General features: G+C 69.5%; 20 protein-coding genes, 1 pseudogene and 1 riboswitch. Of the genes and pseudogenes, 14 read left to right on the plus strand and 7 right to left on the minus strand.

Annotated features, from left to right (window positions below; translation table 11 throughout):
• Positions 1-240 (plus strand): annotated as a pseudogene (locus tag AC07PV_RS22775) (hypothetical protein); the annotation flags it as partial.
• A gap of 124 nt (positions 241-364) precedes the next feature.
• On the opposite strand, the gene AC07PV_RS22780 reads toward AC07PV_RS22775, so the two are convergent.
• On the minus strand, positions 365-919 hold the full coding sequence (locus tag AC07PV_RS22780; RefSeq protein WP_218297014.1) for an adenine phosphoribosyltransferase: 555 nt from the start codon (positions 917-919) through the stop codon (positions 365-367).
• 177 nt (positions 920-1,096) lie between these two features.
• Here AC07PV_RS22780 and AC07PV_RS22785 point away from each other — a divergent pair, with 177 nt between their 5' ends.
• Complete coding sequence (locus AC07PV_RS22785) at positions 1,097-4,150, plus strand: EAL domain-containing protein (protein ID WP_218339358.1); 3,054 nt, start codon at positions 1,097-1,099, stop codon at positions 4,148-4,150.
• Between the two features lie 209 nt (positions 4,151-4,359).
• Here the strand turns inward: AC07PV_RS22785 and AC07PV_RS22790 are convergent, their stop codons facing one another.
• Complete coding sequence (locus tag AC07PV_RS22790; protein ID WP_218297016.1) at positions 4,360-6,345, minus strand: monovalent cation:proton antiporter family protein; 1,986 nt, start codon at positions 6,343-6,345, stop codon at positions 4,360-4,362.
• 124 nt (positions 6,346-6,469) lie between these two features.
• Here AC07PV_RS22790 and AC07PV_RS22795 point away from each other — a divergent pair, with 124 nt between their 5' ends.
• The 4 genes from AC07PV_RS22795 to AC07PV_RS22810 all read left to right on the plus strand — a co-directional run bounded on the left by AC07PV_RS22795 (position 6,470) and on the right by AC07PV_RS22810 (position 9,569).
• Positions 6,470-7,471 (plus strand): KpsF/GutQ family sugar-phosphate isomerase, encoded by a 1,002-nt coding sequence (locus AC07PV_RS22795; RefSeq protein WP_218297017.1) that lies wholly within the window; start codon positions 6,470-6,472, stop codon positions 7,469-7,471.
• Positions 7,471-8,058 carry a KdsC family phosphatase gene (locus tag AC07PV_RS22800; RefSeq protein WP_255590959.1) on the plus strand — a complete coding sequence of 196 codons (588 nt, stop codon included), beginning with the start codon at positions 7,471-7,473 and terminating at the stop codon, positions 8,056-8,058. The genes AC07PV_RS22795 and AC07PV_RS22800 overlap by 1 nt, the downstream gene beginning before the upstream one ends.
• 64 nt (positions 8,059-8,122) lie before the next feature.
• Positions 8,123-8,749, plus strand: coding sequence for an LPS export ABC transporter periplasmic protein LptC (gene lptC, locus AC07PV_RS22805; RefSeq protein ID WP_218297018.1), 627 nt, complete (start codon positions 8,123-8,125; stop codon positions 8,747-8,749).
• Positions 8,750-8,786: 37 nt separating this feature from the next.
• Positions 8,787-9,569, plus strand: coding sequence for an SDR family oxidoreductase (locus AC07PV_RS22810; RefSeq protein WP_218339359.1), 783 nt, complete (start codon positions 8,787-8,789; stop codon positions 9,567-9,569).
• Between the two features lie 121 nt (positions 9,570-9,690).
• Here AC07PV_RS22810 and rbp (AC07PV_RS22815) read toward each other — a convergent pair whose 3' ends face one another.
• Complete coding sequence (rbp, locus tag AC07PV_RS22815) at positions 9,691-10,227, minus strand: RNA-binding regulator (protein WP_218339360.1); 537 nt, start codon at positions 10,225-10,227, stop codon at positions 9,691-9,693.
• A gap of 271 nt (positions 10,228-10,498) precedes the next feature.
• Positions 10,499-10,891 (minus strand): RNA-binding regulator, encoded by a 393-nt coding sequence (gene rbp / locus AC07PV_RS22820; RefSeq protein WP_218297021.1) that lies wholly within the window; start codon positions 10,889-10,891, stop codon positions 10,499-10,501.
• Between the two features lie 296 nt (positions 10,892-11,187).
• Positions 11,188-11,361: riboswitch (yybP-ykoY riboswitch) on the plus strand.
• A gap of 23 nt (positions 11,362-11,384) precedes the next feature.
• Here rbp (AC07PV_RS22820) and AC07PV_RS22825 point away from each other — a divergent pair.
• The 4 genes from AC07PV_RS22825 to AC07PV_RS22840 all read left to right on the plus strand — a co-directional run bounded on the left by AC07PV_RS22825 (position 11,385) and on the right by AC07PV_RS22840 (position 15,127).
• On the plus strand, positions 11,385-11,951 hold the full coding sequence (locus AC07PV_RS22825; RefSeq protein ID WP_218297022.1) for a TMEM165/GDT1 family protein: 567 nt from the start codon (positions 11,385-11,387) through the stop codon (positions 11,949-11,951).
• Positions 11,952-12,201: 250 nt separating this feature from the next.
• Entirely contained in the window at positions 12,202-13,332 is a 1,131-nt protein-coding gene (metX, locus tag AC07PV_RS22830) for a homoserine O-succinyltransferase MetX (RefSeq protein WP_218297023.1), read from the plus strand.
• Positions 13,329-13,913: a methionine biosynthesis protein MetW gene (gene metW / locus AC07PV_RS22835; protein WP_492246444.1), complete on the plus strand. Its 585-nt coding sequence runs from the start codon at positions 13,329-13,331 to the stop codon at positions 13,911-13,913. The genes metX and metW overlap by 4 nt, the downstream gene beginning before the upstream one ends.
• 83 nt (positions 13,914-13,996) lie before the next feature.
• Positions 13,997-15,127: a glycerophosphodiester phosphodiesterase gene (locus AC07PV_RS22840; protein WP_494631391.1), complete on the plus strand. Its 1,131-nt coding sequence runs from the start codon at positions 13,997-13,999 to the stop codon at positions 15,125-15,127.
• A gap of 52 nt (positions 15,128-15,179) precedes the next feature.
• Here the strand turns inward: AC07PV_RS22840 and AC07PV_RS22845 are convergent, their stop codons facing one another.
• On the minus strand, positions 15,180-16,514 hold the full coding sequence (locus tag AC07PV_RS22845; RefSeq protein WP_494631393.1) for an aminotransferase-like domain-containing protein: 1,335 nt from the start codon (positions 16,512-16,514) through the stop codon (positions 15,180-15,182).
• 117 nt (positions 16,515-16,631) lie between these two features.
• Here AC07PV_RS22845 and AC07PV_RS22850 point away from each other — a divergent pair, with 117 nt between their 5' ends.
• On the plus strand, positions 16,632-17,237 hold the full coding sequence (locus AC07PV_RS22850; RefSeq protein ID WP_494631395.1) for a DJ-1/PfpI family protein: 606 nt from the start codon (positions 16,632-16,634) through the stop codon (positions 17,235-17,237).
• 15 nt (positions 17,238-17,252) lie between these two features.
• Here the strand turns inward: AC07PV_RS22850 and AC07PV_RS22855 are convergent, their stop codons facing one another.
• Both AC07PV_RS22855 and AC07PV_RS22860 read right to left on the minus strand, forming a co-directional pair.
• A complete protein-coding gene (locus AC07PV_RS22855; RefSeq protein WP_218297027.1) occupies positions 17,253-17,888 on the minus strand; it encodes an NAD(P)H-dependent oxidoreductase in 636 nt (211 codons plus the stop codon).
• Positions 17,889-17,964: 76 nt separating this feature from the next.
• Positions 17,965-18,429, minus strand: coding sequence for a MerR family transcriptional regulator (locus AC07PV_RS22860; RefSeq protein ID WP_494631397.1), 465 nt, complete (start codon positions 18,427-18,429; stop codon positions 17,965-17,967).
• 165 nt (positions 18,430-18,594) lie between these two features.
• Between AC07PV_RS22860 and otnI the strand changes: the two genes are divergently transcribed.
• The 3 genes from otnI to AC07PV_RS22875 all read left to right on the plus strand — a co-directional run bounded on the left by otnI (position 18,595) and on the right by AC07PV_RS22875 (position 23,001).
• Entirely contained in the window at positions 18,595-19,407 is an 813-nt protein-coding gene (gene otnI, locus AC07PV_RS22865) for a 2-oxo-tetronate isomerase (protein WP_218297029.1), read from the plus strand.
• Positions 19,408-19,625: 218 nt separating this feature from the next.
• Entirely contained in the window at positions 19,626-21,626 is a 2,001-nt protein-coding gene (locus AC07PV_RS22870; RefSeq protein ID WP_218339362.1) for a methyl-accepting chemotaxis protein, read from the plus strand.
• A 130-nt stretch (positions 21,627-21,756) separates the two neighbouring features.
• Positions 21,757-23,001, plus strand: coding sequence for a GGDEF domain-containing protein (locus AC07PV_RS22875; RefSeq protein ID WP_218297205.1), 1,245 nt, complete (start codon positions 21,757-21,759; stop codon positions 22,999-23,001).
• The last annotated feature ends 42 nt before the right edge of the window (positions 23,002-23,043 follow it).

A 23,043-nucleotide genomic window follows, 5' to 3' on the forward strand; every position in this document is an offset into this window, starting at 1 on the left:
GCCCCGCGCTACGAGCCCATCGAGGCGGACGAAGTGGCGGCGTTCAAACGCGCCCTGGCCACGGCGGCCGGGGCTTCCGCCGTGGCCGTGCCCGCCGCGGCCGCCAAGCCCGGCGTGCCGGTGCGCTCGGGGCCGCTGCTGCCCCCTGCCCAGCCCACGGGCTTTGAAGACACGGAAATGCCGGGTGCCGACAGCCCCGCCCCCGACCTGAGCAGCACCCAGTACGGCGAGCTGAACTGAACACCCCCGGGGCAGGACCCGAAGGTCCGGCATTCCCCCGGGTCGTCGAAAGGGGGGGCCGAAGGTGGTGCCGTGGCGCAGGGCGGTGCGGGCGTTGCCGCGCCGCCGCCTTGCCGCCTCCGCCTCAATGGCCCTCGAAGTCCACCAGCGTGTACAGCGGCAGCCCGGACTCGCGCAGGCGCCGTGAACCGCCCAGTTCCGGCAGGTCCACGATGGCGGCGCCCTCGGTCACCGTGGCGCCCAGCTTCTCCAGCAGTTTTCTGCCCGCCATCATCGTGCCGCCCGTGGCGATGAGGTCATCGATGAGCAGCACGCGGTCCCCGGCCTTCACGGCGTCGGTGTGCAGCTCCACGGTGGCGCTGCCGTATTCGAGCTCGTAGGTTTCCTCGACCGTGGTGAAGGGCAGCTTGCCCTTCTTGCGGATGGGCACGAAGCCCACGTTCAGTTCATAGGCCACCACGGCGCCCAGGATGAATCCGCGCGCATCCAGCCCGGCGACCACATCCGGGCGCAGCGCCTTGTCCATGTAGCGGTGCACGAAGGCATCGATCAGCACCCGGAACACCTTGGGGTCCTGCAGCAGCGGGGTGATGTCCCGGAACTGCACACCGGGCGCCGGCCAGTCGGGCACGGTGCGGATGTGTTGGCGGAGGTATTCGTTGACGCTGAGTGGCTGCATGGCTGCGGGGGGGAAATGAAGGATTGCGCGGGGCGCCCGAAGGCGAAAGGCGTGGCAAGTGTATCCAGCAGGGTTGATCGGGACCGCACCCTGCGCCGCGAACCCTCATAATGTTTCAGCGCTGTTACATCCGCTGTACCGCCACGCTGAAACACCCCTTCACACCGCAGATCGGCCATGCCCATCTCCATCCTGCTGATCGAAAGCGATCACCACCATGCACAGGCGGTGGTCGACGCGCTCGCGGACCCGTGGTCCGGCTGGCGGGTGGACGTGGCCGCGTCGCTGGCGGATGCGCGGGAACATCTGGGGCACAGCAGGCCGGACATCGTATTGGCGGCGCAGCGCACGGTCGATGGCTCGGCCTTCGACCTGCTGCGGCTGCTCGACGGCGTGCCGGCCATGATCGTCGTGCGCATGGGGGCGGAAACCCATGCGGCCCAGGCCATGCGCCATGGCTTCGACGACTTCGCGGTGCAGGACCCCGCGCTGGACTATCTGCTGACGCTGCCCGCGCAGATCGACTCGGTGCTCGAGCGCAATTCCAGCGCCCGCGCGCGGCTGGCGGCCGAGGCCATGCTGGCCCGCCAGCACCGCTTGCTGCAGGCCATCTCCCTCGCCCAGGCGATGTTCATCGCCAGTTCGGGACCCCGGGCCGCCTTCGAGGCCCTGCTCAAGGAGCTGATGTCGCTCACGCAGAGCGCCTTCGGCCTCGTGGGCCAGGTGCAGCGCGCCGAGGATGGGCACCCCTACCTGCGCGTGCACGCCATGACCGACATCAGCTGGGACGAGGCCTCCAGGGCCCGCTATGCCCAGCATTCCGAGGAAGGCATGGTGTTCGACAACCTGCACTCCCTGGTCGGGGCGGCGCTGGTGTCCGGCGAGCCGGTGCTCTCCAACGACGCCAGCCACGACACGCGCGGCGTGGGCACGCCCCGGGGCCACCCGCCGCTGCGCACCTACCTGGGGCTTCCCATCCACGCGGCGGGGGAACTGGTGGCCATGGTCGGCCTGGCAAACCGGCCCGAGGGCTATTCGGCGTCGGACGTGCAGTTCCTCCAGCCCCTGCTGAACACGGTGGGCCAGCTGGAGATGGCCCGCCGCGCCGAGCTGGCGCGCAGCGCGGTCGAGGCGGAGCTCGAACGCACCAGCGCCCTCCTGGCCGACAAGACACGAGCCCTGGAAGGCACGCTCGCCAGCGTGTCGCAGGGCATCACCAACGTGGATGCCGAAGGGCGGATCCGCGTCTACAACCGGCGCTATCTGGAGCTGCTGGATCTGCCGGAAGCACTGCTGGCCACGCAGCCCAAGGTCGAGGAAGTGGTGCGTTTCCAGACCGAGCGGGGGGATTTCGGCGCGGAATTCCAGCTCATAGAGCCCGCGGCGCGCAACTACGTGGCGTCCGAGTATTCCTCCCACGGTGGCCGGCTCACCATGCCCGACGCCTACGTGCGGCGCACCCGCGGCGGCCGCTACATCGAGGTGCGCACGCGCGCCCTGGAGCAGGGCGGCCGCGTGCGCACGTTCACGGACGTCACCGACTACCTGAGCACCCTGGAAGCCCTGCGCCTGAGCGAGTCCCGCTGGCGCAGCCTCACGCACCTGTCCTCCGACTGGTACTGGGAGCAGGACGCGCAGTTCCGCTTCGTGCGGCTGGACGGCAACCCTTACCACGAGGCCGGCGTGCCCAACGAGATGCACTACGGCCTCACGCGCTGGGAGCTGCCCAACACCTTCGTGGGCGATGGTCAGTGGCGCGAGCACCGCAGGCAGCTGGAGGCGCACGAGGTCTTTCACGACTTCGAGATGCAGCGCCTGACCGAAGACGGAAAACCCGTCTGGGTATCGATCAGCGGCGAGCCCATCTTCGATGAAGAGGGCCAGTTCACGGGCTACCGCGGCGTGGCCCGCGACATCACCGAGCGCAAGCTGGCCGAGGCGGAGATCCAGCGCCTGGCGTTCTACGACGAGCTCACGGGTCTGCCCAACCGGCGGCTGCTGATGGACCGGCTGGAGCGCGCGGTGAACATGTGCGCCCGCGAGGGCAGCCATGGGGCCTTGCTGTTCCTGGATCTGGACAACTTCAAGGGCGTCAACGACACCATGGGCCACGAGTGGGGCGACCGGCTGCTGGTGCAGGTGGGCGGCCGCGTCAGCGCCAGCGTGCGGGCCACGGACACCGTGGCGCGCCTGGGGGGCGACGAGTTCGTGGTGGTGGTCCAGGGCCTGGATGCCGAGACGCAGGCGGCTGCGGCCGAAGCGGAAGCCGTGGCCCAGAAGGTGCTGGCCGCGCTGAACCAGCCCTATGTGGTGCATGGCAGCGAAGTGCACAGCACGCCCAGCATTGGCATTGCCCTGTTCCGCGATGTGCAGCTGCCCGTGCAGGAGCTGCTCAAGCGCGCCGATCTGGCCATGTACCAGGCCAAGGCGCAGGGCCGCAACACGCTGTGTTTTTTTGATCCGGCCATGCAGGCGGCGGCCTCCGCGCGGTCGGCGCTGGAGGGCGATCTGCGGCAGGGGCTCGCGCGCAACGAGTTCCTGCTGCACTACCAGCCGGTGGTGGACGAGACGGGCCGGGTGCTGGGCGCCGAGGCGCTGGTGCGCTGGAACCATCCGCTGCGCGGCATGGTGCCGCCCGGGGACTTCATCCCCCTGGCGGAGCAGACCGGCCTCATCCTGCCCCTGGGGCGCCAGGTGCTGGCCATGGCGTGCCGCCAGCTGGCGCGGTGGACCGCGGCGTCCGGGACCGCGGGCTGGAGCGTGGCCGTGAATGTGAGCGCGCAGGAGTTCCGGCAGCCCGACTTCGCGGAGGAAGTCCTCAGCGTGCTGCGCGACTGCGGGGCCGACCCCGCGCGCCTCAAGCTGGAGCTCACGGAAAGCCTGCTGCTGCAGGACGTGGAGGAGAGCATCCACAAGATGCAGGCGCTGCGCACCCAGGGCGTGGGGTTCTCGCTGGACGATTTCGGCACGGGCTACTCGTCGCTCTCCTACCTCAAGCGCCTGCCGCTGGACCAGCTCAAGATCGACCAGAGCTTTGTGCGCGACGTGCTCACCGACCCCAACGATGCCACCATCGCCTGCACCATCATCGCGCTGGCCCACAGCCTCGGGCTGGACGTGGTGGCCGAAGGGGTGGAGACCGAGGGGCAGCGCGACTTCCTGCTGCGCAACGGCTGCAAGCGCTTCCAGGGCTACCTGTTCGGGAGGCCCGGGCCCGCCGAGCTTTTGTAGTTTGCTATTAAATATATAGCTATTGGCGCTTGATGGATAAGCGCCAGAGCCATATTTAATTCAAATTTTGGCGTCAGCCTCAGCCACTGGCACGCATCGGGCGAGAGATGCCAGGCAAGGGCCGCCCCGCAGCGAGGGCATCGTCCCCCTTCCCGGAGCGCGTAGAGAAAAGGGGGAAGGCACGCAGTGCCTCAGGGGGATGTACCCTGCTACCCGCGCAGCAGCTTGTCCTCGGCCAGCATCAGCGCCGCCGGGTGACCCGAGAGCACCAGCGTGTCGCCCGCCGCCAGCAGCGCATCGTCCACCGCCGAGCTCATGTGGCCGCTGCCGCGGCGCAGGTTCACCACCCGCACCCCCATGGCCGACAGCGCGAGCTGGCCCAGGCTCTTGCCCAGCGCGGTGGAGCCGGGGGGCAGGTTCACGGTGGACAGGCGTTCCTGGTCGCGCTCATTGACGGTGTCGTCGTCCGCGCCGTGGAAGTAGCCGCGCAGCAGGTTGTAGCGCGCGTCGCGCTGGTCCTGCACCAGGCGCAGCACGCGGCGCATGGGCACGCCCACCAGCGCCAGCGCATGGCTGGCCAGCATCAGCGAGCCCTCGATGGCCTCGGGCACCACCTCGGTGGCGCCGGCGGCCTGCAGCTTGTCCAGGTAGAGATCGTCCTGCGTGCGCACCACCACCGGCACCTGCGGCGCGTGGGAGCGCGCGTTGGCCAGCACCTTCAGCGCGGCGGGCACGTCGATGTAGGTGATGGCCACGGCACTCGCGCGCACCAGGCCCGCGGCCATCAGCGCCTGCAGGCGGGTGGCGTCGCCGTACACCACCGAATCACCGGCGGCGGCGGCTTGCCGCACGCGGTCCGGGTCCAGGTCGAGCGCCATGTAGGGGATGCCCTCATGCTCCAGCATGCGCGCCAGGTTCTGTCCGCAGCGGCCGTAGCCGCAGATGATCACGTGCTTGCTGCTGTTGATGGACTTGCGCGCGATGCTCGTCATCTGCAGCGACTGCTGCAGCCAGTCGCTGGCCACCAGCTTCATCACGATGCGGTTGCTGTACATGATGAGGAACGGCGTGGCCAGCATCGACAGCACCATGGCCGCCAGGATGGGGTTCATCAGCGCCGGCTGCACCAGCCCGTTGGCCTGCGTGAGCGACAGCAGCACGAAGCCGAATTCGCCCGCCTGGGCCAGGTACAGCCCGGTGCGCAGGGCCACGCCGGTCGTGGCGCCCATGCCCCGCGCGAGCACCAGGATGATCACCAGCTTGAGGAGCAGGGGCACCGTGAGCAGCGCCAGCACCAGGGCCCAGCGGTCCACCAGGATGTGCCAGTCCAGCATCATGCCGATGGTGATGAAGAACAGGCCGAGCAGCACGTCGTGGAAAGGCCGGATGTCCGTGCCCACCTGGTGGCGGTACTCGGTTTCCGACACCAGCACGCCCGCGATGAAGGCCCCGAGGGCCAGGCTCAGCCCCGCCAGCTCCGTGAGCCAGGCCAGGCCCAGGGTGATCAGCAGCAGGTTGAGCATGAACAGCTCGTCGCTCTTGCGCCGCGCCACCAGGGTCAGCCACCAGCGCATCAGCCGCTGCCCGCCCGTGAGCAGGATGCCCACCAGCACCGTGGCCTTGACCAGGGCCCACGCCAGCGCGGTCAGGAGCTGGTCCGGGGACGAGCTCAGCGCGGGAATCAGCACCAGCAGCGGCACCACGGCCAGGTCCTGGAAGAGCAGGATGCCCATCACCCTGCGGCCGTGCTCGCTTTCCAGCTCCGCCCGTTCGGCCATGAGCTTGACCACGATGGCCGTGCTGCTCATGGCCATCACGCCCGAGAGCGCCAGCGCGGTCTGCCAGCCCATCTCCCAGACGCCGCCCGCCACGCGCGCGAGCAGCAGCGCCGCGCCCGACACCACGGCCATCGTCAGCACCACCTGCATCAGGCCCAGGCCGAACACCTGGCGGCGCATGGCGCGCAGCTTGGGCAGGCTGAACTCCAGCCCGATGGCGAACATCAGGAACACCACGCCGAATTCGCCCAGGTGGCGCACCCCTTCCGAGTTCTGCGCCAGCGCCAGCGCATGCGGCCCGATCAGCACGCCCGCCGCCAGGTAGCCCAGCATGGGGGGCAGCTTGAGGCTGCGGCAGGCCACCACGCCCAGCACCGCGGCCAGCAGGTAGAGCAAGGTGAGGGCGAGAGAGGACATGGTTCGATGCTATCCGAGGCCAGCAGCCTGTTCACGATCTTCTTGTCCGAAGCACGGGGCGTGCCAGAGGGGGACAATAAATCCAGGGCCCGCCCAGGGCCTGCCCGGTCGATAGAATCCCGGGATGACTCCCGCACCTGCCGCACTGCCCCCCTTTGATGCTGATCAGGCCCTGCGTCTGGCACGTGAGACTTTTGACATCGAGGCTGCGGCCGTCCTGGGGCTGAAGACCCGTGTTGGCGCGTCGTTCACGCAGGCCGTGCAGGCGATCCTCACTGTGCGCGGGCGGGTGGTGGTGATGGGCATCGGCAAGAGTGGGCATGTCGGGCGCAAGATTGCCGCCACGCTCGCCTCCACCGGGACACCCGCCATGTTCGTGCACCCGGCCGAAGCCAGTCACGGCGACCTTGGCATGATCAAGTCCATCGACATCGTGCTGGCGCTCTCCAATAGCGGGGAGGTGGATGAAGTCACCACCCTGCTGCCCGTGATCAAACGCCTGGGAGCCATGTTGATTGCGATGACAGGGCGGCCACAATCCACCCTGGCCAAACATGCGGACATCGTGCTCGACAGCGGCGTGGAACGAGAAGCCTGCCCGTTGCAGCTCGCCCCCACCGCCAGCACCACCGCCCAGCTGGCCATGGGCGACGCCCTGGCCGTGGCGCTGCTCGATGCCCGGGGCTTCCGCCCCGAAGACTTTGCCCGTTCGCACCCTGGCGGTGCGCTGGGGCGCAAGCTGCTCACCCATGTGAGCGACGTCATGCGGACAGGGGCGGAAATCCCGAAAGTGGCGCCCGGCGCCGCCTTCAGCGACCTCATGCGCGAGATGAGCGCCAAGGGGCTGGGCGCCTCGGCCATCGTGGACGCGGCCGGGCAGGTGCTGGGCATCTTCACCGACGGCGACCTGCGCCGCCGCATCGAGGCGGGGGCCGATCTGCGCACCGCCACGGCCGAGCAGGTGATGCACCCCAGCCCGCGCCGCATCGCGCCGGATGCGCTGGCGGTGGATGCCGCGGAAATGATGGAGGCCCATGCCATCACCAGCGTGCTGGTGGTGGATGCCGCGGGCGTGCTCACCGGGGTCGTGCACATCGGCGACCTCATGCGCGCCAAGGTGATCTGATGGTGGCGGGCCCCTCTTCCTCCTCCTCCTTCCTGCCCGATGCCGCGCCCGCGCTGCAGATCGATCCCGAGCTGCTGCTGCGGGCCCAGGGCGTGCGCGTCGCCTTCTTCGATGTCGACGGCGTGCTGACCGACGGCGGCCTGTACATCAGCGAATCGGGCGAGACCCTCAAGCGCTTCAACACCCTGGATGGGCACGGGCTCAAGCTGCTGCAAAAGGCGGGCATCACCCCCGTGGTGATCACGGGGCGCGACTCCCTGCCCCTGCGCGTGCGCCTGAAGGCCCTGGGCGTGGAGCACGCCGTCTTCGGCACCGAGGACAAACGCCCGGCCGCCGAGCAGATCCTGGCCACCCTGGGGCTGGGCTGGTCCGACGCCGCCGCGATGGGGGACGACTGGCCAGACCTGCCCGTCATGCGCCGCAGCGCCTTTGCGTGCGCGCCGGCCAATGCCCAGGCCGAAGTGCGCCAGGCGGCCCATTTCGTGACCCAGGCCCGGGGAGGCGACGGCGCCGCGCGGGAGCTGTGCGACCTGCTGCTGGTGGCCACGGGCCGCTACGCCGCACTGCTGGCGGAATACACCGCATGACCCGGCCCGCCCCGCACCCATGGACCACGGGCCAGGCTGGCGCCCCCGGCCCGGAGGCGGCCCCATGACGCGCAACGTGATCCGCCAGGGCTGGGACCAGTTCTCGCTGTACCTGCCCGTCGTGCTCATGGGCCTGCTGGCGCTGGGCACCTGGTGGCTGGTGCGCAACGCGCCCATGCCCCTGCTGCCCGCCGCCGAACGCCAGCAGGGGCACCAGCCAGACTACTTCATGAAATCCTTCTCGGTGAAGAGCTTTGACGCCGCGGGGCGGCTGCAGAGCGAGGTGCAGGGCGCGGAGGCGCGGCACTACCCCGACACCGACACGCTGGAGATCGACAAGGCGCGCATGCGCTCGGTCACGCCCGCCGGGCGCCTCACCGTGGCCACGGCGGACCGCGCCCTGACCAACGCCGATGGTTCGGAGGTCCAGCTGTTCGGCAACGCCATCGTCACGCGCGAGCCCCTGGCCGCCAGGCCGGGGACGCCGGCGCAGCCGCGGCTCGAGTTCCGCAGCGAATTCCTGCACGCCTATACCAGCACGGAGCGTGTGCGTTCGGACAAGCCCGTCACCCTCACGCGCGGCAACGATCGCTTCACCGCCGACGGCATGGACTACGACAACCTCGACCAGGTGCTGCAACTGCGCGGGCGCGTGCGCGGCGTGCTCCAGCCCGGCACGGCCAAGCCCTAGCCGCCGAGCCCACCCCTGTCCCTGCCCGGAGCCCCCCATGACCACTCCCCTTGTCTTCATCACCGGAGCGTCCAGCGGCATCGGGCAGGCGCTGGCCCTGCGTTTCCATCGCTCGGGCTACCGCCTGGCGCTGGCGGCGCGCCGGACATCCGAGGTGAAAACATGGGCTGACGCACAAGGGATAAGCGCGGATAGCTACGAAATTTATAGCGCAGACGTGGCGGTCACCGACAGCATCGTTGCGGCGGGCCGCGACTGTGTCGCGCGCCAGGGAGTACCGGACGTGGTCATCGCCAATGCCGGCATCAGCGTGGGCATGGACACGGCCGTGCGTGATGACCTCGAAGTGATGGCGCGCACCTTTGCCACCAACAATATCGGCGTGGCGGCCACGTTCCACCCCTTTGTCGATGCCATGGCGCAGCGGGGCAGCGGCACGCTGGTGGGCATCGGCAGCGTGGCGGGCATCCGGGGCCTGCCCGGCCACGGCGCCTACTGCGCCAGCAAGGCCGCCGTCATCAGCTATTGCGAAAGCCTGCGCGGGGAAATGCGCCCGCACGGCGTGCGCGTGGTCACCATTTCGCCGGGCTACATCGACACGCCGCTCACGCGCCAGAACCGCTACAGCATGCCGTTTCTGATGCAGGCCGGTGATTTCGCGGACCATGCCTACCGGGCCATCACCCAGGGCGTGAGTTACCGGGTCATCCCGTGGCAGATGGGGGTGGTCGCCAAGGTGCTGCGGCTCCTGCCGAACGCGCTTTTCGACAAGCTGCTGTCAGGCCGCCCCCGCAAGCGGCGCCAGGACGAGCAGACATAGCGCGCCGGCCCCGCGCCGGGGCGCTGCCGCCGCCCGCCCGCCGGCTGGGGCGGCCGCCCATGAAAAAAGCCCCCGAAGGGGCTTTGGCCTTGCCAGGAAAACTCCCCGGCAGGGTGCTTCTTCAGTAGCTGCTGCCGCCGCCACCGCCATAGCCGCCACCGCCGCCGTTGCGGCCACCACCGCCACCGCCGCCGTTGCGGGAACCGGAGCCGTAGGGGCTGCGGAATCCACCTTCGCTGCGGCCGCCACCGCCGTAACCACCGCCGCCGCCACCCTCGCGGCCGCCGCCATAGCCACCACCGCCGCCTTCACGGCCACCGCCGTAGCCGCCACCACCACCGCTGCGGCCACCACCGCCGCCGTAGCCGCCGCCACCGCCGCCAAATCCACCGCTGCGGGGTGGGCGGGGCTCCATGGGGCGTGCTTCATTCACGACGATGCTGCGGCCGCCCAGGGGCTGGCCATTCATGCCGTTGATCGCGGCCTGGGCTTCTGCGTCGCTGCCCATTTCCACGAAGCCAAAGCCCTTGGATCGACCCGTGTCGCGCTCCATCATGACCTTGGCGCTGGTCACTGCGCCGAATTGGCCGAAGGCCTGTTCCAGATCGCTGTCGCGCACCGAGTACGGCAGGTTGCCGACGTACAGTTTGTTGCCCATCGAGGGACTCCTCAAAAACACATGGATAAAGCGATGGAGTCCCGAAAACGCAGCCAGCTAATCTCAATGACGCTCTCAGCGCGAAACTGACGGATCACCGCAAACTTGGAAACGGGTTGCACCCGCCAACCCATTATGCGCCACACTTTTGCCGAAAAAGCAAGCGGTGATGCCGACTGTGGTGGCGATACCGCGCGGCCATGAAAAAAGGAGCCCTGAGGCTCCTTTGTCTTGCCTTCGGCAGGCCGCGAGGTCTGCCGATGAGGTCTTTTTAGTAGCTGCTACGGCCACCGCCGTAACCACCACCACCGCCGCCGCCGCTACGGCCACCGCCGTAACCGCCGCCGCCACCACCGCCGTAGCCGCCGCCACCACCGTTGCCGCCGCCGAAGCCGCCGCTACGGGGAGCACGGGGCTCCATGGGGCGGGCTTCATTGACCACGAGGTCACGGCCGCCGAAGTTTTGGCCATGCACGCCTTGGATGGCGGCTTGGGCTTCTGCATCGCTGCCCATTTCGACAAAGCCGAAACCCTTGGAGCGGCCGGTGTCGCGCTCCATCATGACCTTGGCGCTGCCAACCGAGCCGTACTGGCTGAAGGTCTGCTGCAGATCTTCGTCGCGGAAAGAGTAGGGCAGGTTGCCCACGTAAAGTTTGTTGCCCATGAAGGACTCCTGAAAAAACATGAAAACGCGATGGAGCCCGACGCAATCAACAAACCTGTGACGACTTCAAAGACGCGAAACTGACCATTCACCGCTAAGCTAACTGCTCTCCTGCAAGCAGAAAAGCGAACCCATTATTAATCACTTTATGTGGCGCGTGGGGTTTTATTTCTGGGGAAAGCCGCCCGTCGTGCACAAATCAGGGGTTTTCACGCGTGCGTGGAAGGGTTTTCCCGAGGAAAAAAGACAGGCGGTCACGGCCGGGGCACCCCCGCCAGGCTGGCGCAGGGTAAAATACGCGGGTCTTTGGGGAGTAGCCCGCCCGGTGCGCAATGCGCCGGGGGCATGCGTCAACAAACTTGGGTCCGGTGGACCTATGGCGCATGCGGTTTTCTAGCTGGGCGAGACCATTGACTGCATGCCGATCCAAATGGCCGGAGTCGGGGTGCAGTCAATGCGTTTCGAACAACATCCGGCCGGACAGGACCCCCACATGGAACCGTTTTTCATCTCCACCGCCATCGTCGCGCTCGCCGAAATGGGCGACAAGACGCAGCTTCTGGCGCTCGTGCTCGCCGCACGCTTTCGCAAACCCTGGCCCATCGTCCTCGGTATCCTGGTGGCCACGCTGGTCAACCATGGCCTGGCCGGCGCCGTGGGCTCGTGGGTGACGACGTTCGTGGGGCCGCAGATCCTGCGCTGGATCCTGGGGGCATCGTTCATCGCGATGGCCATCTGGATGCTGATCCCCGACAAGCTTGACGAAGGCGAGGCCGACGGCTCGCCGCGCTGGGGGGTGTTCGGCACCACGCTGATCGCGTTCTTCCTGGCCGAGATGGGCGACAAGACGCAGATCGCCACCGTCATGCTGGCCGCGCAGTACAACGCCTACCTGTGGGTGGTGGCAGGCACCACGCTGGGCATGATGATCGCCAACGCGCCCGTGGTGTGGCTGGGCGAGCGCATCACCCGCCGGGTGCCGATCCGCGCGGTGCACATCGTGTCTGCCGTGATCTTCCTGGTGCTGGGGCTGCTGGCCATCTTCACGCCGGTCGGCTGAGGGAGGCTGCGAAAAGCAGGAGCCATCCGCAGGCGCTTTTGGTATATTTGCCAGACGCGCCGATTTGCCACAGCTTGCGGGCGCTTTATAAATCCTGCTAAAGACCCGTCCGACCCATGTACCCGGCCTCGTTTTTAGCGACGCCGGGTTTTTTTGTCCTGGGGCGGCGCTCCAGGCCAGGGCGGCTTCCTTGTTTGTGGAGCAGCGGCGCGCGCAAGCGGTGGAACATGAGGGCTCACCAGTTCCAACTATGTCGTTCATCGCAACACCTCAGACCATGCACTTTGCGGAGGTGCTGCCGCTGCAAAGCGGTGCGTCCATCCGCGACTACCACCTGGCCTATGAGACCTACGGCACGCTCAACGCCGACCGCTCCAATGCCGTGCTCGTGTGCCACGCGCTCAACGCCTCGCACCACGTGGCCGGCGTCTACGCGGGCCAGGACAAGAGCGAAGGCTGGTGGGACAACATGATCGGCCCGGGCAAGCCCGTGGACACCGACCGCTTCTTCGTCATCGGCGTGAACAACCTGGGCTCGTGCTTCGGCTCCACCGGCCCCATGCACAACCACCCCGACACGGGCGAGGTCTACGGCGCGGATTTCCCGGTGGTCACGGTGGAGGACTGGGTCAACGCCCAGGCCCGCCTGCTCGACCGCCTGGGCATCCAGCAGCTCGCCGCCGTGCTGGGCGGCAGCCTGGGCGGCATGCAGGCGCTCTCCTGGACACTGCAGTACCCCGAGCGCATGCGCCACGCGGTGGTGGTGGCCAGCGCGCCCAACCTCACGGCCGAGAACATCGCCTTCAACGAGGTGGCCCGCCGCGCCATCGTGACCGACCCGGACTTTCACGGCGGCCACTTCTACCGGCACGGCGTGATTCCGAAACGCGGCCTGCGCATCGCCCGCATGATCGGCCACATCACGTACCTGAGCGACGACGTGATGAACGAGAAGTTCGGGCGGCAGCTGCGCGAGGGCCTGGAACTCAAGTACAGCACGCAGGACATCGAATTCCAGATCGAGAGCTACCTGCGCTACCAGGGCGACAAGTTCAGCGACTACTTCGATGCCAACACCTACCTGCTGATCACGCGCGCGCTGGACTACTTCGACCCCGCGCGCACCCAGGGCGGCAACCTCACGCGGGCGCTGGCGCGGGCCACGGCGCGCTTCCTGCTGGTGAGCTTCACCACCGACTGGCGCTTCTCACCCAAGCGCAGCCGCGAGATCGTCAAGGCGCTGCTCGACAACCGCCGCAGCGTGAGCTACGCCGAAATCGACGCGCCCCACGGGCATGATGCCTTTTTGCTCGATGACGCCCGCTACATGGGCGTGATGCGCTCTTACTTCGATAGCATTGCAAAGGAGCTGCAGCCATGACCGAAAAAGCGGCGATGCAAGCCCTGGCACGCCTGGTGCCCCCCGGCTCGCGCGTGCTCGACCTGGGCTGCGGCAACGGTGCCATGCTCGACTACCTGCAGCGCGAGCGCGGCTGCAGCGGCTACGGCGTGGAGATCGACGATGCCAACGTGCTCGCCTGCGTGCAGCGCGGCGTGGATGTGATCCAGCTCAACCTCGACGAGGGCCTGGCCATGTTCGGCGACAACTCGTTCGACGTGGTGCTGCAGATCGACACGCTGCAGCACCTGCGCAATGCCGAAACCATGCTGCGCGAGACCGCGCGCGTGGGCCGCACTGGCGTGGTGGCCTTCCCCAACTTTGCGCACTGGCCCAACCGCCTGTCCATCCTGCGCGGTCGCATGCCCGTCACGCGGCGCCTGCCCTACCAGTGGTACGACACGCCCAACATCCGCGTGGGCACCTACAAGGACTTCGAGGTGCTGGCCACCAAGAACAGCCTGCGCATCCTGGATGCCTTTGGCCTGCAGGATGGGCAGGAGGTGCGCTGGCTGCCGAATGCGCGCGCGGGCACGGCGGTCTTCCACTTCGAACATGCGTAGCGCTTGTGGGTGTGTGCGCCCCGGCGACACGCCGCTGTCAAGCGCATCGGCTAAGGTGCGGGCTCTGTTTGTAGGAGACCCGCATGAAACGCATTGCACTGCGCGCCACGACTGCTGCCGCGTTGCTCGCCACCTGGGCGCTGGGCGCCATGGCCCAGGCCTGGCCGCCCACCCCCACGGTGATCGCCCACCGGGGCGCCTCGGCCCTGCGGCCCGAGCACACGCTGGCGGCGTACCAGCAGGCCATTGACGATGGCGCCGACATCATCGAGCCCGACCTGGTCATCACCAGGGACGGCGTGCTGGTGGCCCGGCACGAGAACGCCATTGCCATCCTGGGCGCCGATGGCTCGGTGAAGGAAGCCACCACCGACGTGGTGGACCGCCCCGAGTTCGCGGGCCGCAAGGCCACCAAGACCATCGACGGCCAGTCCATCACCGGCTGGTTCACCGAAGACTTCACGCTGGCCGAGCTGAAAACCCTGCGCGCCCGCGAGCGCATCCCCGCGCAACGCCCCGCCAACGTGGCCTACAACGGCCAGTTCGAGGTGCCCACGCTGCAGGAGGTGATCGACCTGGCCAAGGCGGCGAGCGCCAAAACCGGCCGCGTGGTCGGCATCTACCCCGAGACCAAGCACCCCACCTATTTCCAGTCCATCGGCCAGCCGCTGGAGGCGCCGCTGCTCGCCGTGCTGGAGAAGAACGGCTGGAACCACAAGGACGCCCCCGTGTTCGTGCAGTCGTTCGAGGTGGCCAACCTGCAGGCGATCCGCAGGCTCAGCAGCGTGCGCCTGGTGCAGCTGGTGGCTCCCTCGGGCCGGCCGTATGACTTTGTGGCCCAGGGCGCGGCCAATGCGCGCGGTTATGCCGACCTGATCACGCCCGAAGGCCTGAAGCAGGTGGCCACGTATGCCAATGCCATCGGCCCCTTCAAGACCCTGGTCGTGCCGGTGAAGGACGGCCTGCCCGGCGAACCCACGCCGCTGGTCGCGCGTGCCCGCGCCGAAGGCCTGGCCGTGCACATCTGGACGCTGCGGCCCGAGAACGCCTTCCTTCCCGCCGGCCTGAAGAAGGCTCCGGCGGCGGATGGCACGGCGCGCGGCGACAGCGCGGCCGAGATCACGGCGTATCTGCGCGCGGGCATCGACGGCTTCTTTACCGATGACCCCGCCGTGGGCCGCGCCGCGGTGCGGGCGTTCACCGGCAAGCAATGAAGCCGGGCGGCGGCCCCGGAAGGCGCGGCGTGTCGCGGCGCGGCCATGCCGCTCAGGAAGAGTCGCTTTCCACGACCGCCTTCACGGCGGCCAGGGCCCGTGGCAGGTCCTCGCAGGGGATGGAGCCCAGCGCCAGGCGCAGCGCATGCGGCACGTGTGCCGTGGTGGCAAACCCTTCGGCGGTGGACACCGCAACGCCGCGCTGCGCGAGCGCCCCGGCCACGCGGTCCGCACGCTGGTCGTCGCCCAGCGGCAGCCAGGCAAAGTACGAATGCGGGTGCCGCACCAGCGGCAGCCCGGCCAGGGCCTCGCTGGCGATGGCCTGGCGGCGGGCCGCGTCGGTGCGCTTTTCGGCCTCCAGGCGCGCCACGGTGCCGTCCTCGATCCAGCCGCAGGCGATGGCAGTGATCACGCCCGCCGTGTTCCAGGAGGTGGCACGCACGGCGCGCTCGATGGGGGCGATCAGCGCCGGCGCGGCCGCGACAAAACCAAAGCGCAGGCCCGTGGCCACGTTCTTCGACAGGCTCGACAGGTAGACCGTGCGCTCGGGCGCCAGCGCGGCCACGGGCGGCGGCGCGTCGGCCGCCAGGTAGGCGTAGGGGGCGTCCTCCAGCACCAGCAGGTCGTGGGCGCGCGCCAACGCCACCAGGCGCTTGCGGGCCCCCGCATCCATCACGCAGCCCAGCGGGTTGTGCAGCGTGGGCATGGTGTAGATGGCGCGCACGGGCCGGGCCTGGCACAGGCGCTGCAGGGCGTCCAGGTCCGTGCCGCCCGGCCCGACGGGCACGGGCGCCAGGTCCAGCCGCATGCGCTCGGCCAGCACGCGAAAACCGGGGTAGGTGAGGGCATCCACCGCCACCACGTCGCCGGGGCTGAGCAGCCCCAGCGCCGCCACCGCCATGCCGTGCTGCGCGCCGTTGACGATGAGCACCTGCTCGCCGGTCACCCACAGCTGGCGGGTGGCCAGGTGCCGGGCGACGATGGCGCGCTCGTGCGGCCGCCCGCCGTAGGGGTGGTAGTGCAGCAGGGATTCCAGGTCGCCCGATGCCGCCAGCCTGCGCAGCGCGTCGCGCAGCAGGTCCGCCTGCCCCGGCACGCCGGGGCTGTTGAACGACAAGTCCGCCGAGCCGGGTGCGGGCACGGCCAGGTCGGCGCCCAGGCCGCGCGGGCAGGAGGCATCGCGCACGAAGGTGCCGCGCCCGGTTTCGCCCACCACCAGGCCAATGGCCTCCAGCTCGGCGTACACGCGGCTGGCGGTGGCCAGCGCCAGGCCGTGGCGCTGCGCCAGGGCGCGGTGCGTGGGCAGGCGGGTGCCGGGCCGCAGCCGGCCCGCGCGGATGTCGGTGGCCAGCGCATCCACCACCTGCTTGTACCGGACCTGGCCCATGGCGCCTCCGCAGTGTATTCATGACAATTTTTTGATTGTATTGAACACCGCCGATACCATGGGTTCCACTGTTCATCCACCGCCGGCGGGGGCCGTTTTCCCGCCAGGAGAAGCGCCATGCGCATTGCCATACTGACGTTCGAAGGTTTCAACGAGCTGGACTCGCTCGTCGCCCTGGGTGTTCTCAACCGGGTGAAGAAGCCGGGCTGGCACGTGTGCCTGGCCTGCCCCGCGCCCCGGGTGCGATCCATGAACGGCGTGGTGGTGGAAGCGCAGGCGCCGCTGTCCTGGGCCCGCACGGCCGATGCCGTGCTGGTGGGCAGCGGCATGCAGACGCGCGAGGTGGTGAACGACGCATCCCTGATGGCGCAGATGGACTTCGATCCTGCCCGCCAGCTGCTGGGCGCCCAGTGTTCGGGCACGCTGGTGCTGGCCCGCCTGGGCCTGCTTGGCGGCGTGCCCGCCTGCACCGACCTGACCACGAGGCCCTGGGTGCAAGAGGCCGGGGTCACGGTGCTGAACCAGCCCCTGGTCGCGCACGGCAACATCGCCACGGCCGGCGGCTGCCTGGCCGCGCCGTACCTGGCCGCGTGGGTGATCGCCCGGCTGGAAGGCGTGGAGGCCGCGGAAAGCGCGCTTCACTACGTGGCTCCGGTTGGCGAGAAGGAGGCGTACGTGGCCCGCGCCATGGGCCACCTTGAAAAGTACCTGGCCCTGGCCTGAACGGGCGCCGCGGCGTCAGGGCGATGCGGGGGCCTGCGGCGCGGGGCTGGCGCTCGCGGTACCGGGTTTCGCGCCCCTGCGCCGCCCCAGGTCCCGCGCGTGCGCCACCCAGCCCGCCAGCCGCTCCTTGCTGGCGGTGCGCACCGGCCCGAAGCTGTGCACCCGCACGGGCCGGATGCCGCAATACTCCAGGATGGCCTTCTTCATCTGGTGATGCCCCGGCATGCGCGTGACCCAGCGGAAGTACCAGGGCGGTGAATCCATGGTCACCAGCAGTTCGCCGGAGCGCCCTGCCAGCAGCCTGTCCCACAGCGGCGAGCCGGCGCGGTACTTGAACGCGTAGCCGGGCAGGAAGGTGCGGTCGATGAAACCCTTGAGCAGCGCGGGCATCGCGCCCCACCAGATGGGGTAAACCCACACGAGGTGTCCGGCCCAGCGGATGTCGGCCTGTGCGGCGGCCAGATCGGGCTCCAGGGGCTGCGCGGCGCCGTAGCCCAGGAACAGCGGATCGAACGCCAGCTGCCCCACGTCCAGGAACCGCACCTCGGCGCCCGCGTCCAGCGCCCCTTCGGCATAGGCGCGGGCCATGCCCGCGCACAGGCTGGCGGGCGCCGGGTGGCCCAGGATGACCAGAATGCGTTGTTGTGCCACAGAACCTCCATCACACACGTTGTTGTCGATGGCGCCATGGTCACCTTGCCCCACGGGGCAGAGTCAAGCAGCTGGATCAAGCCGGCGCGCGATGCGGCGCGCCCCGCGCCACCGGGGCGGTGAATTGCCGGGCGTCGCGGGCCGCGGGCGGAACCGGCGCGGCCACGGCGCAGGCCTGCGCCGTGGCGGGCACGGCCATGCCGTCGCAGTCATGCAGTTGCGCCTGCAGCTGCGCCAGTTCGGCATCGAGCGCCTGCAGCCGCAGCAGCTCCTGCGCCACCGCCACCCGCCGGGCCGCCACCCGCTGCGCCATGCGGTCCCCGCCCTCGGCGGTGTGCATCTGGTCCAGGCCATCGAGTTCCGACAGCCGAAAGCCCAGGGCCTGGGCCTGGCGGATCAGCCGCACCTGGGCCACATCGGCCTCGCCGTACTGGCGGTAGCTGCCGTTGCGCGCCACGGTGCCCAGCAGGCCCCGTCCCTCGTACAGGCGGATGGCCTTGGGGGTGGTGCCGGTGCGTCGGGCGAGTTCTCCAATGCGCATGCGTGTGTCCTTGGTGTACCGTCAGGCTGCTATTGAATATATAGCTGTTCGCGCTTTTCCATGCAGCGCCAGGGGCTGTTTTGAGCCTATTGCTTCGCGGCGGTGCGCCCAGGCCCCCATGCCGCGCGATAAGCTGCCGGGTCCCGACGCCCTCCACCGCCTGCCATGCCCCAGTTTGCCGCCAACCTGAGCCTGATGTACACCGAGCTGCCGTTCCTGCAGCGCTTCGAGGCCGCCGCGCGCGACCGGTTCACCGCCGTGGAGTTCCAGTTTCCGTACGCGTTCGCGCCCGCCGAGGTGGCCGCGCGGCTGCAGGACAGCGGCCTGCAGCTGGTGCTGTTCAACGCCCCGGCGGGCGGCACCGACCGCGCCGGCATGGCCGCCGCCTGGGAACACGGCGCACGCGGCACGGCCGCGCTGCCGGGGCGCGAGGCAGAGTTCCGCGCGGGAGTCGAGGAAGCCCTGCGCCATGCCGAGGTGCTGGGCTGCCCGCGCATCCATGTGCTCTCGGGCACCGTGCCGCCGGGCGTCGAGCGCGAATCGCTCAAGGACCTGTGCGCGGGCAACCTGCGCTGGGCGGCAGCGCAGGCCGCGCGGGCCGGGCGCGAGATCCTCATCGAGCCCATCAACCTGCGCGACATGCCGCGCTACTTCCTGAACCGGCAGGACCATGCCCACGAGCTGCTGGATGCGGTGCAGGCCGACAACCTCAAGGTGCAGATGGACCTGTACCACTGCCAGATCGTGGAAGGGGACCTGGCGGCCAAGCTGCGGCGCTACCTGCCCACGGGCCGCGTCTCGCACATCCAGATCGCCGGCGTGCCCGGCCGCCACGAGCCCGACACCGGCGAGCTGAATTACCCCTACCTCTTCGACACCATCGATGCCCTGGGCTACCGCGGCTGGGTCGGCTGCGAGTACCGGCCGGCGGCCGGCACCTCGCAAGGCCTGGGCTGGATGAAGGGGAAGACCCCCTGATCCGCGTTGGGCCATCCCCCCGGGGGGCGCCCCGTTTCGCACGCTATGGTCCATGCACGGGCCGCGTCGAGGTACGCAGCTTTGCGTAAGGGAATGCGTGAATAAATGTAACAAGCCTCCGGACTTAGAGTGAAGCAGCGTGTTCTCAGGCGTTTGAGAACCCTTTCTGAGACCGGCCCAGCCGGCTTTGGGCTTTCAATCTCCAGGAGACATACCGCATGGCCGCTTCCCTTGCCAACAACCGTTCCGTCGCCCGGCAGGTCACGCTGGCGGCCATTGCGCTGGTGGCCCTGGTGCTCGTGTTCGTGGGGCTGGCCATCGCCGTGCTGACCGAGCGCAGCACGCGCGCCCAGGTGGTGGCCAGCGTGGGCGACACGGCGCAGAGCGTGGCCCAGTCGCTGGACGCGGCCGACAACACCAACCGCGAACTGGTGCAGCTCACCATGCGGGGCTTTCAGCGCTACTTCGAGGGCGTGATGCACCTGGACGAGGCCACGGGCGAGCTGCGCAGCTACGGCGCGCTGGTCAACGAGGACTACGGCTCGGTCGACAAGTTCGCCAGCGAGACGGGCGGCATCGCCACGGTGTTCGCGCGCAAGGGCGAGGACTTCATGCGCGTGACCACGTCGGTCAAGAACGACAAGGGCGAGCGCCAGCAGGGCACGCCCCTGTCCCGCGACGACCCGGCCTACGCCACGGTGGCCAGGGGCGAGCCCTACACCGGCGTCACCGTGGTGGGGGGCAAGCCCTACATGGGCCACTACCTGCCGTCCAAGGACGCCTCGGGCAAGGTGATCGCGCTGCTCTTTATCGGCAACGACATCAGCGTGTTCCATGCCATGCTGCAAAAGCAGGTGGCGCAGACAAAATTCTTCGAGCACGGCGGCACCTACGTGGTCAACCCCGGCGCCTCGCTCGACAAGGCCGTGTTCGTGTACCACCCCACGGCGCGCGGCAAGCGCGTGCTGGAGGCCTACCCCGAGGCGCGCCCCTTCTTCGAGGCGCTGGCCGCCTCCGGCGACGGCTTCGTGCGCGAGGCCGCGCCCGTGCTGGGCGCGGGCGCCACCGATCCCTGGGCGCTGGTGCGCAAGACGGGCGGGGGCTGGTGGGTGGTGGCCGAGGTGGCCGACGGCGAAGCCATGGCCAGCCAGCGCCGCGTCACGCTGGCGGTGTGGGGCCTGATGGCCCTGGCCGTGGTGCTGCTGGCCATCGGCCTGTTCCTCATGCTGCGCCGGGGCGTGAGCCGCCCGCTGCAGGACCTCACGCAGGCCATCACGCTGGTGGCGCAGGGCGACCTCACCGAGGAATTCCGCACCACGCGGCGCGACGAGATCGGCGCGCTGGTGCAGGAGGTCGAAGGCATGCGCCAGCGCTACACGCAGATGCTGCAGCAGGTGCGCACGGCGGTGGACAGCATCACCACCGCCAGCGCCGAGATCGCCAGCGGCAACCAGGACCTGTCGGCCCGCACCGAGGCCACGGCCAGCAGCCTGGCCCAGACGGCACAGAGCATGGAGCAGCTCACGTCCACGGTGCGCCAGTCGGCCGATGCCGCGCGCCAGGCCAACCAGCTGGCCAGCACCGCCGCCGCCGTGGCCGCGCGCGGCGGCCAGGTGGTGGGCGAGGTCGTCACCACCATGGGCGACATCAACCAGAGCTCGCGCAAGATCGCCGACATCATCAGCGTGATCGACTCCATCGCCTTCCAGACCAACATCCTCGCGCTCAACGCGGCGGTGGAGGCGGCGCGCGCGGGCGAACAGGGCCGGGGCTTCGCGGTGGTGGCCAGCGAGGTGCGGTCGCTGGCGGGGCGCAGCGCCGAGGCGGCGCGCGAGATCAAGGCGCTCATCGGCGCCTCGGTGGAGCGCGTGGAGTCGGGCGCGCGCCTGGTGCAGAACGCGGGCAGCACCATGGACGAGATCGTGGGCTCTGTCCAACGCGTGGGCGACATCATTGGCGAGATCACGGCGGCCTCGGGCGAGCAGTCCGACGGCATCGGCCAGGTGAACACGGCGGTGAACCAGCTCGACCAGATGACCCAGCAGAACGCCGCGCTGGTGGAGCAGTCCGCCGCCGCCGCCCAGAGCCTGCGCGACCAGGCGCAGCGGCTGGCCGGGGCGGTGCAGGTCTTCAAGCTCTCGCGCGGCCCCGGCGGCGAGCCTGCGCCCGCGGACCGGCCGGCCTTGGCAGCGTCCCCCGCCCCCGCCCGGCTGCGCTGACGGGCGCGGGCCTGCGGGGGCAGGTGGCGGGCCCGGCGCGGGCGGCTTGGCAATTGATCGGTTCTCGCGCCCGATTCCATGGTTTATGCTGGGCTGAACTTCCTTGTCCGCACAACCCCACCTGCCCGCCATGGCCGCCCATGTTCCCACCATGCTGGCAATGATCATTGTCAGCTCGCTGATGATGGCGGCCTCCATGGCCGTGGTGGGCTGGGGGCGCCGGCGCGACGGCCTGGGGCGGTGGGCCGCCGCCCTGCTGGTCAATGCCATGGGGCACCTGCTGATCATGCTGCGCGGGCAGGTGCCGGACGCGCTGTCCGTGGTGGTGGGCAACCTGCTGCTGTCCTGCGTCTTCGTGGGGATGATCGCGGCGATCTACCAGTTCCAGGGCCGTCCGGTGCGGTGGCTGCTCTTGCTCACGCCGTCCGCGCTGGTCACGGGGTTCGTCATCGCATTCATCGACAACTTTCCGGCGCGCGTGAGCTTCGTGGGCCTGGCCATCGGCCTGCAGGCCGTGTGGGCCCTGGCCGCGGCGCTGGAGCGCCGCCATGCCACCGTGGGGCGCGGCCAATGGCTGCTGGTGGCGGGGCTCGGGCTGGAGGCGCTGGTCCTGGGCGGCCGCGCGCTGCTGGCCCTCAGCGCCAGCGAGGCGGCCACCGGCATCCTGCAGGGCAGCGCCCTGCAGACCCTGACCTTCATGGGCACCGTGTCGGTGGTGCTCATCAGCTCCATGGGCTTCGTGTTCATGTCGCGCGACCGCGCGGACGAAAACAACCGCATCATGGCGGCGCTCGATCCGCTCACGGGCGTGGCCAACCGCCGCGCGCTGATCGCCGCGCTGGACCGCGACGTGGCGCGCGCCGTGCGCACGCGCGAGTCCATCGCGCTGATGATGGTGGACATCGACCATTTCAAGCGCGTGAATGACCGCCACGGCCACCCCGCGGGCGACCAGGTGCTGTGCAGCGTGGTCAGCGTGCTGAAGGAGCGCGTGCGGGCGCAGGACCTCGTGGGCCGCTACGGCGGCGAGGAATTCATGGTGGTGCTGCCCGACACCACCCTGCTGGGGGCCGAGCAGCTGGCGCGCGAGCTGTGCAAGGCGGTGGAGGAATCGCGCTGCCGCGTTCGCCCCGCCGGCGCCGCCGATGCCGATGCGGGCGTGGGCATCGCCGTCACCGCGAGCATCGGCGTCTTCGGCGGCCGGCTGGAACCCGGCGACAGCTGGGACATGCTGATCGCCGCCGCCGACCGCGCGCTCTACCAGGCCAAGGAGAACGGGCGCAACCGCGTGGAGGTGGCCACGGCCCTGCGGCGCCCCGCCTCCCAGATGGCGGCGCGGGACAACCCCGAGACCCACCCGGCTTCCAGGTATTGAAATGCCTCCCCGCGCCGCCCTCCCTCAGGGGGCGGCGCCCGC

The organism is Acidovorax sp. GW821-FHT09A11, assembly GCF_059418365.1.